Below are 12,797 nucleotides of genomic sequence, written 5' to 3'. Positions count from 1 at the left end.
CCGTCCACCGGCATCAGCCCGTCTCCGGGTCGTTGCCCTGCTGGTTCTCCCGGTCGTTGCCGACCCCGTAGCCGAGCAGCATCGACTCTCGCAGGTCCTGCGCGAACGGGCTTTTTTCGGGCTCCGCAACGTGACGTGCCAGGAACTGCTCCGTCGGGGACTCGGCCATGCTCTCGCCGGCGGAGTAGATCTTGTCCTTCTCGTCGTCGGTGAGTTCCTCCAGCTTCTCCTTGTGCTCATCCACAGAGTTGTCGGAGATGTCACCGACCATCTGGCCGATGAACTGTTCGGCAGCCCCACTGGCGGTGTCGGTCGCCAGCGGAATGAGCACCGCCGCCGTGCCCACGGCCGCGGTCGCGGGCAGGAAGGCGACGCCCGCCGCCAGGCCCGCCGTGGCCCCGAACTCGACCCAGCCCGACCGCTTGGCGACCGCCTTCTCGTAGTCCTCGTGGGTCTTGAGGTTCGTCGCCTCCACCTGGTCGGCCCGGGACTGGTCGAGCATGCCCTGCACCTCGGCGCCCGTGCGTACGGTCGCCCTGGCCCTGGCGGCGACCTCGTCGGTGATCTGTCCGTCCGGCCCCACCGTGTCTTCCAGCGCGCTGCGGGTGTAGACCTGCTCCGCGGTCGAGACCGTCGCGTAGGCGTCCGGGTGCTGGCCCAGGGTGCTGAGGAAGCCCCGGACGACACTCCGCCCGTTCCCGTCCGAGGTGTCCGCGAAGTCGATGTGCCCGTCCGGGTTCTTGCCCGGCGCGAACACGCTGCCCGAATCGTTCTTGTCCAGCGCCCAGTTGATGTCGTCGATGTAGCCGGCGCCCATGACGCCCAGGCTGTCGGCCATCGCCTCCTCGTGCTTCTTCAGCAGACCCGGGTCGTCGGCGTACTTCTCCATGACCTTCTGCATGACCGCGGCGTTGTCCGCGTCCCGCACCACGTGGGCGTCCGGGTGCCCGGCCGGGTAGCCGAGGGTCGCCGCCTCCAGGGCGTGGCCGAGGGCGTCGGGCATCTGGTCGAGCGACGCCTTGAGCTCCTTGGGGTCGAGCGAGTTGACGTCGGCAAAGGACTGCCACTTCTCGTTGCCGAAGAAGTCGAGGTAGTTGTCGATCGCCCCGCCGTCCTTGTTCTTCCCGAGATCGGCCGTGGCTCCGTGGTTGACCGTGCCGTCCTCGTTGTACGCGGTCGGCGGGTCGGCGAAGAACTTCTTCGCGGCTTCCGGGCTGTTGCCGAGGGCCTCCAGCATGGCGGTGGCCGGGTCGTATCCGGCTCCGTTCACGCCGGAGGGGTTGAACGGGTTCTTGAACGGACTGTTCACCACCTTGTTCTCGGAGAACATGTACGGGTCCTTGGCGTGGAGTTGCGCCACGTGTTCGGCAATCGGGTTGAGGAACTTGGCGTCGTAGTTGCCGTACCGCATGATCCCGCCGAGCAGCTGGTAGCCGAACGGCCCGCCGTAGTCGTGCTTGGCCAGCGGAATGCGCTCCGTACCCAACTTGCGGAGTTCCGGACCCCACTTGTCGGTGAATTCCTTGTCGTGGGAGGCGGTGGCCAGGTTGAGGCCGAGGTTCCTCTGGAGCTCCTGGACGTCCTTGAGGCGCTCCGGGTCGACCTTTCCGTGCTCGGAGGTGTCCATGGAGAGCTGACCGAAGAACGCGAGCGACTTCTCGGGGCCGAGCTTCCCGTAGAAGTCCTTGGCGAACTCCTTCGACGAGCTGTTGTCCTTCAACAGCTCGTTGAGCTGCTGGAGTTCGGCGTGGGTGAGGTCCCGGCCCTTGGCCGCCAGAGCGGCGGCGCGGGCGGCCTCCTCCTGGTCCAGCTTCGTGTACGTCGGAGCGCTGAAGTCCTTGCGGTCGGTGACGTTGGCCTGGAGGCTGTTCTTGAGAGCGAGATCGGTGTCGTTGCAGTTGTCGACGATGAGGTCGATCCTCTTCTGCCACGAGTCGATGTTTCGCTGCTCCTGCTTCAGGAGCTCGCCGTAGTCGGGATCGCGGTGCGGCGTCAAACTCTCGGACAACGGGTGCAGCGCCGTGACCTTGCCCTTGCCGTCCACGTGGACACCGGCCGCGGGTCCCTCGTGGTCCCGGATGCCGATCAGCTCGTCCATGGCCTTCTTGATGGCCGCGTGACCGTCTTCCAGGATCAGCTTCACACCCTTGGCCTCGGCCGCGGCGTCCGCGAACTCCTTGACCGTCTTGCCGATGAACGCCTTGGTGACGCCCGCGTTGACGCCCTCCCAGGCCGCCCTGTCCGCCTTCGCCTTCATCCCGTCGGCGGCGTCGGTGGCGAGCTTGTCCAGCTTCCCCGCCATCTCCGACCAGTCATCGGCGGCGGCCTTCAGCTTCGCCACCGGGGCGTGGATTATGTCCTCGTATTTCAGCATGCCGCATGCTCCCCCGAGCCTTATTTCATGTATTCCGTGAGCGCGGATATCTGCGTCAGGTTCCCCTCGATCTTCGCCTCGTCCTCGGCGTGCCGGGCCTTGGTGTAATCGAGATGGTTCGAAATCTGGGCGCAGGCGTCCAGCAGTGTCTTCATATGCGTCTGCCAGAAGTCGTTCACCTTCAGCACGGCCGCACCGCTCACGAAGTTCCCGCCGGTCAGCGCCGTCGCCGCGTCGAATGTGGAGGCACGGGCGATGTCGCCGTCCTTCGTCAGCCGGCCCAGCAGGTCATACGCTTCATTTCCGATGGCACCGAGGTCGTCCCGATTGACCACCAGGTCCTGCCCGCCGCCACCGCCTCCGCCACCGTCGGCCGGAACACTGTCGATTTGCAGGGCGGTCCGCTTGGCCGCCGCCGCACGCATTTCGGCCCACTCTTGCTCGAACGTCACGAATTCCCCCAATTCAATCCGGCAAGGCCACTCCACCATACCCACAGGGCCACCGGGCCGATTGCCTCCTGTGGATAACCCGCCAGGCACGTCGGATCAAAGCCCGCGGCTCGCCGGAGTCGTTCTTACGCCCTCCTCATACCCGAGCCATGAGGATCGGGGCACGTGGCTGAACAGGCGGTGCGGCCGGACCGTACCCCTGGACAGATCACGTACGACCACCCCGGCGGAAGGGAACACCCCATGACCAGCGCATCGTCCCAGCCCGTAGCGAACCCCGCCCGGCGTACGGTGATGGCGGCGGCCGGAGCCGCCGGGCTCACCGTGGCCCTGGCGGCCTGTGGTTCGGACGGTGGTTCGGACGCCGTCGGCAGCGGTGCGGCCGGGACCACGCTCGGCAAGACCTCGGACATTCCCGAGGGCGGCGGCAAGATCTTCAAGGCCGAGGGCGTGGTGGTGACCCAGCCGTCCGCCGGTACGTACAAGGCGTTCTCCGCGAAGTGCACCCACCAGGGGTGTGCGGTGGGCAGCGTGAGCGACGGGGTGATCGTGTGCCCGTGTCACAACAGCCGCTTCTCGGTGGAGGACGGCAGCGTGAAACAGGGGCCCGCGACACAGGGGCTGCCCGCGAAAAAGATCAAGGTGTCCGGCGACTCGATCGAGCTGGCCTGATCACGCTCCCCCTGGGCCCTGTTCCTTTTTCTGGCGCCGCGTCAGAAGATCGGCCACACGGGGGTGTTCTCTTGGACTACTGGGGAGAAGAGGGGGCCGTATGACCGTCACCGAGCAGCGCCGGGGCCGGAAGATCATGATGACGCCGGGCGAGCTGGACGCTTTCCTGACCGTCCAGCGCACCTGCCGGGTCGCGACCGTCTCGGCGGACGGCGCCCCGCACGTGAGCGCGCTGTGGTTCGTCTGGGACGGCACCTCGCTGTGGCTCTACTCCGTGGTGCGCAGCAAACGCTGGACCCAGCTGAGCCGTGACCACCGGGTCGCGGTGGTGGTGGACGCGGGCGAGGAGTACGACCAGTTGCGCGGGGCCGAGCTGTCGGGGCGCGTGGAGTTCGTGGGCGAGGTGCCGCGCACGGGCGAGCTGTGCGCCGAACTCGACGCCGTGGAAACGCTGTTCGCGCGCAAGAACTTCGGCCTGGACGAGATGCCGCACGACGGCCGGCACGCCTGGGCCCGGCTCACCCCGGAGAAGATCGTCTCCTGGGACTTCCGGAAACTGGGCAGGGCTTAAGGAGCGGATGCGCAAGTCCCGCACGAGAGGCGGGACTTGCGCGGCTTCAGTCCGACTCCTCTGTCTTCTGGGCCGCTTCGAGCCGCGTCGCCGCCAGCCGCAGCGCCTCGACCGCCGCCCGGATCGAGGGACGACGGTCCGCGTCCGCCCGCCAGACGACGTAGACATGCCTGCCCACCCGCTGCTTGAGCGGGACCAGGACCACTCCCGGCGGCACCGGGTCGCGCCCCAGCAGAGGTGCGATGCACACTCCCAACCCGGCGGCGACAAGGGCGAATTGCGTATGGGTCTCGCCCGCCCGGTGACCGATGATGGGCTCGACACCTCTGGAGCGCAGGGTGAAGAGCAGCCACTCGTGGCAGAACTCCCCCTCGCCCCAGGTGATCCACTCGTCCTCGGCGAACTCCGCGAGGTCCACCTCGTCCCGGCCGGCGAGCGGATGCCCGGCGGGGATCGCGAGGTGCGCCAGGTCGTCCAGCAGGGGCGCCTTGACCAGGCCGTCCGGCACGGGCATCGGCTTGTTGTACCAGTCGAGCACCACCGCGAGGTCGAGATCGCCGCGTACGACCCCGGCGAGGCCCTGCGCCGGCTCCAGTTCGCTGGAGCGCACCCGCAGCCCCGGGTGCAGGGTCCGCAGTCCGGCGAGCGTGGCCGGGAACAGCCCCCGGGCGGCGGTGGGGAACGCCGAGAGACGCAGCTCGCCGACGACCTGCCCCCGGTGCGCCTCCAGGTCCGACTGGGCCAGCTCCACCTGGGAGAGGATGCGCACGGCGTGCTCGGAGAGCAGCCGGCCCGCGTCCGTGAGCCGCACACCGCGCCCGTTCTTGGCGAGGAGCCGCTGCCCCACCTCCCGCTCCAGCTTGCACAGTTGCTGCGAGACGGCGGAGGTCGTGACGTGCAGCGCGCCGGCCGCGGCACTGACGGAGCCGTGCCGGGCGAGGGCGTCCAGGGTGCGCAGGCGCTCCAGGTTCAACATGTAAGCGATACTAAGAGATACCGCGCGATAATTCTCGATTGTGCTACGAAGTTGCGGCCCGCATCTTTGACGGCATGAGCACGGTCTCCCCTTGCCCCACGGCAACGCCGCCGTCCGCGTCCTCCGTGTCCCCCTCCCCCGCGTCCACCCCGGCCGCCCCACACCCTCGTACCGACTGGCGTCTGCGCTTCGGCATCCTCTCCCTGATCTGGGGGTTCAGTTTCCTCTTCATCAAGGTCGGCACGACCTCGTACGCGCCGTTCCAAGTCACCCTCGGCAGGCTGGTGTTCGGCACGGCCGTGCTCGTCGCCGCGATGGCGGTCAAGCGCGAGCGGCTGCCGCGCGAGGCCCGGACATGGGGGCACATGGCGGTCGCCGCGTTCTTCCTGAACTCCGCGCCGTTCTCCCTCTTCGCCTACGCGGAGCTGACCATCCCCTCCACCCTGGCCGGCATCTGCAACGCCACCTCGCCGCTGTGGGGCATGGTCCTCTCCCTGGTCGCCCTCTCCGAGGACCGCCCGACCCGGGTCCGCTTCGCCGGGCTCGGCCTCGGCTTCCTCGGGGTGCTGACCGTCCTCGGCGCCTGGCAGGGCTTCCATGGCGTCGACGCCACGGGCACCGCGCTGGCCCTGCTGGCCTCGCTGTGCTACCCGGTCGGCTGGATCTACCTCCGGCGCACCCTGTCGGACACGGGCGACTCGCACCTCGCCATGACCGGAGCGCAGTTGCTCGTGGCGACCGTCCAACTGGCCGTCCTGACCCCCCTGTTCACCTCGTTCCCGACACACTTCGCCCTCGTCCCGCTGCTCGCGGTGGCCGCGCTGGGCGCCCTCGGTACCGGGGTGGCCGTGCTCATCCAGTACGGGCTCGTCGTCGAAGTCGGCCCCACCACCGCCGAGATGGTGACCTACTTCATCCCGGTCATCGCCACGGCGGCGGGCGTGGCGATCCTCGGGGAGTCGATCGCCTGGACCACTCCGGTGGGCGCCGTGATCGTCCTCGCGGGGGCCGCGCTCACCCAGGCGAGGCGCAAGGGCTGACCACCCGGCACGCCGCACGCGCGGCAGCGGGACCACCCCGCGTCACCCGTGCGACCGCCCGCGCCTCATCCGTCCAGCCGTCCGCGCCTCACCCGTACGACCACCCCGGCCTCGCCCGTCCCACCGTCCGCACCTCACCCGTACGACCACCCCGGCCTCAGCCGGACGACCACCCCGGCCTCACCCGTAAGACCGCGCCGGCGACGGCCGTACCGCCGCCGCCACCGCGTCAGCCAGCGGCTCGATGTCCGCCCCCGTGAGCGGTGAGACGGTGATGCGGACTCCGGGCGGGGTGCCGAGCCGGAAGCGGGCGCCGGGCGCGACCGCCCAGCCGGACTGGAGGAGCCGGGCCACCGCGCCGGTCTCGTCCGGGACCGGCACCCACACGTTCATGCCGCTGCGGCCGTACGCGGTGACCCCGCGCCGCGCGAGCGCCTCGGTCAGCGCCGTGCGGCGCGCGGCGTAGGACCGCGCGACCGAGCCGTCCGCCGCGTCGTCGGCCCACAGCCGGGCCACCGCGCGCTGGAGCAGCAGGCTCACCCAGCCGGGCCCGAGCCGCTGCCGGCCACGCACCCGGTCGACGGTGCGGGCGTCGCAGGTGAGGACGGCGACCCGCAGATCGGGGCCGTAGTTCTTGGAGACCGAGCGCACGAAGGCCCAGTGGGCGGTGGCCCCGGCGAGCGGATGCGGCGCGAGATCCACGAAGCCGTGGCCGTGGTCGTCCTCGATCAGCAGCACGTCCGGGTGCGCGCGGAGTACGGCCCGCAGCGCCCGCGCACGTGACGCGCTCACCGAGGCGCCGGTGGGGTTCTGGGCGCGGACGGTGACGATGAGCGCGCGGGCCCCGGCGTCCAGGGCGGCGCGCAGGTCCTCCACGCGCGGCCCTTCGTCGTCCACGCCCACCGGTACGGCGCGCAGCCCGAGCGCCGGGACCAGGTCCAGGACGCTGCCCCAGCCGGGGTCCTCGACCGCGACCGTGTCGCCGGGCCTGAGGTGGGCCGCGAGGACCCGCTCGACGGCGTCGAGGGAGCCGGAGGTGACGGTGAGCGGCCCCTCGGGCACGCCGTCGGCGTCGAGTCCGGCGCGGGCGATGCGCGCGAGGCCGGGGTCGACCGGCTCGGTGCCGTAGAGGACGGGGGCGTGGTCCGCGCGGGCGGCCGCGTCCGCGAACGCCGGGCCGAGCGGGGGCAGCAGGTCCGGGTCGGGGTTGCCGGTGGACAGGTCCCGCACGCCGGGCGGCACCTCCACGCGCAGTTCGTCGCGCCCGGTCGTGGCGGGCTTGGGCCGCACCCGGCTGCCCCGGCGCCCGGCGGTCTCGATCACCCCGCGCTCGCGCAGGGTGCGATAGGCGGCCGCGACGGTATTGGGATTCACTCCGAGACGCGTGGCCAACTCCCTGAGCGGGGGCAGGACGTGGCCCGGCCGCAGCTCACCGCTGCTGACCGCGTGCTCCACACTGGCCGCGATCTCCGCTGCGCCACGACCTTCGATCGGATACTCTCCTAGCACAAAGCAGATTATGCACTAGTGCAATAAGAGAGTCCAGGGAGGGACCGCCATGCAGGGGACCGAGGAGAAGCCCGCCGCCTACACGCCGACCGACCGCACCGTGCCCACCCGGTCCGCCGACCGGGCGTCGTACGACAAGGAGCTGGTGCACGCGATCCTCGACGAGGGGTACGTCTGCCACCTCGGCTTCGTGCGGGACGGCGCGCCGGTGGTGCTGCCGACGCTGTACTGCCGGGTCGGCGAGCGGCTGTACGCGCACGGCTCCACGGGTTCGCGCCCGCTGCGGATGAGCGGCGCCGGGGACCCGGGCCTTCCGGTCTGCCTCACCGTCACGCATGTCGACGGCCTGGTGCTGGCCCGCTCCGCCTTCCACCACTCGATCAACTACCGCTCGGTGGTGGTGCACGGCATCGCCCACCAGGTCACCGACCCCGAGGAGCGCTCGATGGCCCTCGACGCCCTGGTGGACCAGGTCGTCCCCGGCCGCTCGGCGGACTCCCGCCCCGCGAACAAGAAGGAACTGGCCGCCACCGCGGTGATCCGCGTCGATCTCACCGAGGTCTCGGCCAAGCTCCGTACGGGCGGCGCCAACGACGAGCCCGAGGACCTCGCCCTCCCGCACTGGGCGGGCGTGGTCCCCCTCCGCAAGGGCTACGAAGTCCCGGTGCCCAACGGCGACTTGGCGCCGGACCTCGAACTCCCGGACTACCTGGCGAAGTTGGCGGAGCAGACGGCGGAGACGGTCTAGCCGCACCACGGCCGGGGCCGGCGCCGCTCAGCCCCGGCCGGCCGTACAGACGCGCGGCGCCGGTGGCGGAGCGGCGCGCGGCTGGGCGAGGACGACAGCCCCGATCACGCCGACCGCGCCGAGCAGTTGGAGCGGACGCAGGGTCTCGTCGAGGACCAGATAGCCGAGGACCGTCGCGCACAGCGGGGACGCGAACGAAAGGAACGACACGGCGAGGGCGGGCAGTCGCGCCACTCCTCGGAACCACAGCGCGTAGGCGACCAGGGCGCCGACGATGCCGAGGTAGGCGAAGCCGCCGAGGTTGCTCCAGGTGAGGCGCTCCGGCAGACCCTCGTGAACCAGGGCGAAGGGCAGCAACACCAGCCCGCCCCCGGTGAGTTGCCAGCCGGTGAAAGCCAGCAGGCAACTCACCGGGGGCGGCCCCACTTCTTGGTGAGCACCAGTCCGGATGCCATGGACAGCGCGCCGAGGAGTCCCGCCGCGATGCCGATGCCGTCGAGACCCGCCCCCGGTTGCAGCACCAGCAGGCCGACACCCGCCGCGCCGAGGAGGCAGGACACCAGGTGCCGTGCCCGTATCCGGTCGTTCAGCAGCAGCGCACCCAGCACCAGCACGATCATCGGCTGGGCGGACATCACCAGGGCGGCGACCCCGCCGGGCAGGTGATAGGCGGCGAGGAAGAGGAGAGAGAAGAACGCGCCGATGTTCAGCACGCCGAGCACGACGGCCCGCCACCACCAGATGCCCTTCGGCAGCGTCCTGGTGGCCGCCAGCAGGATCAGCCCCGCGGGCAACGCCCGCAGCACGGCTGCCAGCAGCGGCCGGCCGGGCGGCAGGAACTCGGTGGTGACGACATAGGTGGAGCCCCACACCGCCGGGGCGAGAGCGGTGACGGCCGAGGTCACCGCGCCGCGCCGACCGCTCACTTCGCCTCTCCGGAGACCTGGTCACGCCGTCCGGCACGAGCCCCGCACGGTGTCGGGCCGTAGGTCTCCCGGTGGACCGTCAGGGAGCGGTCCCGGCGGCCGGGATGCGGCCGGGTCTCGGCCGGACGGCCGAGCGGCAGGAGCAGGGCGATGTGGAGATCGTCGCGGCCCGGGACACCGATGGCCTGCTTGACCTCCGCCTCGTCCCAGCCGTTCATGGGGCTGGTGGCGAGCCCCGCGGCGTGCGCGGCGATCATCAGGAAGGACGCGGCGATCATGGCGTCCTTCACCGCGCACTCGCGCTCAAGGCCCCGGCGGCGCGGATCCTCGTAGAAGGCGCGCGCGTCGACGGGTGAGGCGGCGGCGAACGACTCCGTCCACGCTCCCCCGCGCCGTGCCCGCTCCCAGATGTCGCCTCGGTCCTCGCGCCAGGCGCCGGACTCGGCGACGAAGACCAGCGTCACCGGGGCCTCCCGGGGATGCGGCTGCCCGCCCGTGGCCTCGGCGAGCGCCGCGCGGCCCGGCTCGCCGGTGACGACGACTATCGACCGGGCCTGGAGGTTGAAGCTCGACGGCGCCTCCAGCGCCAGGTCGATCAACTCCTGGAGAAGAGCGGGCGGTACGGGGTCCGGCCGATAGTGACGGATGCTGCGACGCGAGCGGATGACGCGGGACACGACGGCATGCTCCGGCGGAGAAAGGTCCGACGAAAGCAAGGGTGAGGTGACCACATGCGTGACGCCGTCGACGGCTTCCTCGGTCAATGGGCCGACCAGCGCGAGGACTTGGACCTCGACGCGATGGGCACGATCGGCCGGGTGCTGCGCCTGTCCCGGCTGGTCAGCGCGCGCCTGAAGGAGTACTTCGCACAACACGGCATCGAGACCTGGGAGTTCGATGTGCTCGCCACGCTCCGCCGTGGCGGCCGGCCGCTCACGGCCAAGGAGCTGGCCGAGAGCGTCATGATCGGTTCGGCGGCCCTGACGAACCGGGTCGACCGGCTCGTCGCCCGTGGCCTCGTCACCCGCGAGCCGGTCCCCGGCGACCGGCGCAGCCTGCACATCGAACTGACCGAGGAGGGGCGGGAGTTGGTCGACGCGACCGTGGAAGGGCATGTCCGCGACCAGCGTGAGATCCTCTCAGGCCTGGCCCCGGAGGACGCCGCCGAGTTCAACCGGCTGCTGCGCGCCCTGCTGGTCTCCCTCGGAGACGAGGCCCGCTGACACGGTCCACCCGCTCGGGGCGGACCGTACCGGCGGGCCACCGCGGCTCTACGCGGCCACCGGCACCCGGCCTCCGGCGTCACGGGCCTCCCCCGCCGCGAGGGCCGCGACCGCGCCGAGCATCAGCAGCGTGCCCGTCACCGTGGCCGTCGTCAGCTGCTCGCCCAGCAGCGCGACGGCGAGCACGGCGGCCGTCACCGGCTCCAGGAGCATGATCACGGAGACGGTGGCGGACCGTACGGCGGCGGCTCCCGCGAAGTAGAGGGCGTAGGCGAGGGCCGTGGGGACGGAGGCGAGGTAGGCGAGCAGCGCGAGGAGCCGCAGGGGGTGCCCGGTGTGCGGGAACAGCCCCTCGACGAGGGCGAACGGCAGCAGGCACACGGTGGTGACCGCGAAGGCGCCGACCGTGGTGGCTCCCGCGTCGACCGTGCCCGTACGGCCCCACCAGCGGGTCAGCAGGGTCATCGCGCTGTAGCCGGCGGCCGAGCCGAGCGCGCAGAGCACGCCCGCCGGGCGCACGGTGCCGCCCGAGCCGCCGAGGGTGAGCACGGCGAGCCCGGCGAGCGCGCCGCCGACCGCGAGGACACCTCCGGCGCCGAGCCGTTCCCCGAGCAGGAACCGGGCGCCGAGCGCGATGAGGACGGGACCGGCGCCGAGGGTCACGACCGTGGCGACGGCGAGGCCGGTGGCGTCCACGGCGGCGAAGTAGGCGGTCTGGAAGACGGCCAGACCGACACCGGTCGCGAGCGCCTGCCGGAGCAGGGCGGCGCGGTCACGCGGGGCAGCGGGCTTGGGAGTGCTGGTGCGGCGCAGCAGCCGGCCCACGACGAGCAGCACCAGCCCCGACGCGCAGCGCCAGAAGGACAGGGCGAAAGGGCCCATGTCCCCGCTCCGGTAGACCAGCGAGGCGACGGCGCCCGCCGTGCCCCAGGTGGCGCCGGTGACGATCAGATAGAGCAGGCCACGCCCGACGGGCAGGCCGGAGACAGCGTTCGACACGAGGTTTCTCCGCAGAAACGCACTGGATCAGTGCGGAAGTTGGCAGGCGTCCGACTCGGACGCGCGGACTTCGTCTGCGGGCAGCACCGTCCCGCCCGGCGCGCGAGGCGCGGGCGTGTTCTTCCCGGAGGCCCGCCTCAGGCGGCCGGGGGCGGAAGGACCAGTGCGTGCGAATGCATGATCAGCAGCCTAGGCAGCGGTTCCCCGCGCGGACAACTCCCTTTCCGCGCCGCCGCTCTCCGCGACCGGCCCCGCGAAGCCCTTGGCGGGCGTGGCGGACTGCGCGATGAACGCGCCCACGAGCACCACCGCGCCGCCGAACACCTGCGGCGCCGACAGATGCTCCCCGAGCAGCACCCAGGCGAGCACGGTCGCGATGACCGCCTCCAGACAGGCGACGACCCCGGCGACCTGCGGCGAGAGCCGCCGTACCGAGAGCACGCCGGTGACGTAGGCGAGGACGGTGGCGACGAGGACGATCCAGACGAGCAGCGCGGCGGCGGGTACGGCGCTGCCGTCGAGCCGCACGGTGCCGCTGAGCACCCGCCAGTCCATGCCCCACGGGCGGGCGACGACGGTCAGCACGGCGGCGCCGATCAGCAGGCCGTACGCGATCACGCCCAATGGGTCCGGTGCCTCCTCGCCCGCGTCGCCGCCCTGGTCGGACAGGACGAAGTAGCCGACCTGGCAGCAGGCGGCGCCGAGCGCGAACAGCAGGCCGAGCAGGTCGAAGCTGAGCCCCGACCAGACCTCGACCACACAGGCGAGGCCGCCCGCCGCGAGGACCACACCGAGCGCGGCGGCCTTGGTGACCGGCCTGCGCTGCACGAACCGCACCCAGCCGAGCACCAGCGCGGGCGCCAGATACTCCAGGAGCAGCGCCACGCCGACCGGTATGCGGGAGAGCGAGGCGAAGTAGCACGCCTGGACACCGGCGACGGCGAGCAGTCCGAACCCGGCGAGCAGCGCGGGGCGGCGGCGCGGCAAGGCGCGGTGCCGTACCGCCACGGGCAGCATCACCAGCGCGGCACCGGCCACGCGCAGCCAGACCACATGCAGCGGGTCGAGCCCCGCCTCGATCAGCGGCTTGGCCGCGACTCCCGACCCGCCGAACGCCACGGCCGACACCAGCGCGAGCCCCAGCCCGGCACCGCGGCCGCCATCCTTGCTCCCAGACACGTGCACGCGCACATGATGACAGGGGACGACATGAGCGTCACCCTTTTTAACTCCTGTCTCGGAGAGTGGACCGGGGGCCCGCTCGGACAGGGGGATCGGGGTGGCCCGGACAGCCGCGCGGGCACGGG

The 12,797-nt window shown here is 71.5% G+C and carries 12 protein-coding genes and 1 pseudogene; 5 read left to right on the top strand and 8 right to left on the bottom strand.

Going from position 1 to position 12,797, the window contains the following annotated elements; genetic code table 11:
- Positions 1 to 13: 13 nt before the first annotated feature.
- Both AB0898_RS13250 and AB0898_RS13245 read right to left on the bottom strand, forming a co-directional pair.
- Positions 14 to 2,374: a hypothetical protein gene (locus AB0898_RS13250; RefSeq protein ID WP_366802997.1), complete on the bottom strand. Its 2,361-nt coding sequence runs from the start codon at positions 2,372 to 2,374 to the stop codon at positions 14 to 16.
- Positions 2,375 to 2,394: 20 nt separating this feature from the next.
- Positions 2,395 to 2,826, bottom strand: a complete 432-nt coding sequence (locus tag AB0898_RS13245) for a hypothetical protein (protein WP_366802996.1) — start codon at positions 2,824 to 2,826, stop codon at positions 2,395 to 2,397.
- 243 nt (positions 2,827 to 3,069) lie between these two features.
- Here AB0898_RS13245 and AB0898_RS13240 point away from each other — a divergent pair, with 243 nt between their 5' ends.
- The gene (locus AB0898_RS13240; protein ID WP_366802995.1) at positions 3,070 to 3,498 is read left to right on the top strand and encodes a Rieske 2Fe-2S domain-containing protein; all 429 of its coding nucleotides are present in this window, start codon (positions 3,070 to 3,072) and stop codon (positions 3,496 to 3,498) included.
- A gap of 100 nt (positions 3,499 to 3,598) precedes the next feature.
- Positions 3,599 to 4,069, top strand: a complete 471-nt coding sequence (locus AB0898_RS13235) for a pyridoxamine 5'-phosphate oxidase family protein (RefSeq protein WP_366802994.1) — start codon at positions 3,599 to 3,601, stop codon at positions 4,067 to 4,069.
- A 46-nt stretch (positions 4,070 to 4,115) separates the two neighbouring features.
- Here the strand turns inward: AB0898_RS13235 and AB0898_RS13230 are convergent, their stop codons facing one another.
- On the bottom strand, positions 4,116 to 5,045 hold the full coding sequence (locus AB0898_RS13230) for a LysR family transcriptional regulator (RefSeq protein ID WP_366802993.1): 930 nt from the start codon (positions 5,043 to 5,045) through the stop codon (positions 4,116 to 4,118).
- Positions 5,046 to 5,083: 38 nt separating this feature from the next.
- On the opposite strand from AB0898_RS13230, the gene AB0898_RS13225 reads away from it, so the two are divergent.
- Complete coding sequence (locus AB0898_RS13225; protein WP_407078337.1) at positions 5,084 to 6,085, top strand: DMT family transporter; 1,002 nt, start codon at positions 5,084 to 5,086, stop codon at positions 6,083 to 6,085.
- 180 nt (positions 6,086 to 6,265) lie between these two features.
- On the opposite strand, the gene AB0898_RS13220 is transcribed toward AB0898_RS13225, so the two are convergent.
- Positions 6,266 to 7,594, bottom strand: a complete 1,329-nt coding sequence (locus AB0898_RS13220) for an aminotransferase class I/II-fold pyridoxal phosphate-dependent enzyme (RefSeq protein WP_366802991.1) — start codon at positions 7,592 to 7,594, stop codon at positions 6,266 to 6,268.
- A gap of 49 nt (positions 7,595 to 7,643) precedes the next feature.
- Between AB0898_RS13220 and AB0898_RS13215 the strand changes: the two genes are divergently transcribed.
- Positions 7,644 to 8,342, top strand: a complete 699-nt coding sequence (locus AB0898_RS13215; RefSeq protein ID WP_366802990.1) for a pyridoxamine 5'-phosphate oxidase family protein — start codon at positions 7,644 to 7,646, stop codon at positions 8,340 to 8,342.
- A gap of 51 nt (positions 8,343 to 8,393) precedes the next feature.
- Here the strand turns inward: AB0898_RS13215 and AB0898_RS13210 are convergent.
- Together AB0898_RS13210 and AB0898_RS13205 are read right to left on the bottom strand one after the other, a co-directional pair.
- A pseudogene (locus AB0898_RS13210) lies at positions 8,394 to 9,268 on the bottom strand (EamA family transporter); the annotation flags it as partial.
- The gene (locus tag AB0898_RS13205) at positions 9,265 to 9,945 is read right to left on the bottom strand and encodes a nitroreductase family protein (protein ID WP_366802989.1); all 681 of its coding nucleotides are present in this window, start codon (positions 9,943 to 9,945) and stop codon (positions 9,265 to 9,267) included. The gene AB0898_RS13205 and the pseudogene AB0898_RS13210, both read right to left, overlap by 4 nt.
- A 54-nt stretch (positions 9,946 to 9,999) precedes the next feature.
- Between AB0898_RS13205 and AB0898_RS13200 the strand changes: the two genes are divergently transcribed.
- Positions 10,000 to 10,491 (top strand): MarR family transcriptional regulator, encoded by a 492-nt coding sequence (locus AB0898_RS13200; protein ID WP_366802988.1) that lies wholly within the window; start codon positions 10,000 to 10,002, stop codon positions 10,489 to 10,491.
- 48 nt (positions 10,492 to 10,539) lie between these two features.
- On the opposite strand, the gene AB0898_RS13195 is transcribed toward AB0898_RS13200, so the two are convergent.
- Positions 10,540 to 11,490 carry an EamA family transporter gene (locus tag AB0898_RS13195; protein WP_366802987.1) on the bottom strand — a complete coding sequence of 317 codons (951 nt, stop codon included), beginning with the start codon at positions 11,488 to 11,490 and terminating at the stop codon, positions 10,540 to 10,542.
- Positions 11,491 to 11,679: 189 nt separating this feature from the next.
- Entirely contained in the window at positions 11,680 to 12,681 is a 1,002-nt protein-coding gene (locus AB0898_RS13190; protein ID WP_407078336.1) for an EamA family transporter, read from the bottom strand.
- Positions 12,682 to 12,797: the final 116 nt, after the last annotated feature.

Origin of the sequence: Streptomyces sp. NPDC005435 (assembly GCF_040703155.1) — a bacterium.
Taxonomy (GTDB): domain Bacteria; phylum Actinomycetota; class Actinomycetes; order Streptomycetales; family Streptomycetaceae; genus Streptomyces.
The sequence above is the reverse complement of the archived record's forward strand: the minus strand, read 5'-3'. Positions and strand labels throughout refer to the sequence as shown.

Coding starts and splice junctions, on each gene's coding strand:
- AB0898_RS13250 (WP_366802997.1), bottom strand. CDS start 2,374: ATGCTGAAATACGAGGACATAATCCACGCCCCGGTGGCGAAGCTGAAG.
- AB0898_RS13215 (WP_366802990.1), top strand. CDS start 7,644: ATGCAGGGGACCGAGGAGAAGCCCGCCGCCTACACGCCGACCGACCGC.
- AB0898_RS13200 (WP_366802988.1), top strand. CDS start 10,000: ATGCGTGACGCCGTCGACGGCTTCCTCGGTCAATGGGCCGACCAGCGC.
- AB0898_RS13235 (WP_366802994.1), top strand. CDS start 3,599: ATGACCGTCACCGAGCAGCGCCGGGGCCGGAAGATCATGATGACGCCG.
- AB0898_RS13230 (WP_366802993.1), bottom strand. CDS start 5,045: ATGTTGAACCTGGAGCGCCTGCGCACCCTGGACGCCCTCGCCCGGCAC.
- AB0898_RS13240 (WP_366802995.1), top strand. CDS start 3,070: ATGACCAGCGCATCGTCCCAGCCCGTAGCGAACCCCGCCCGGCGTACG.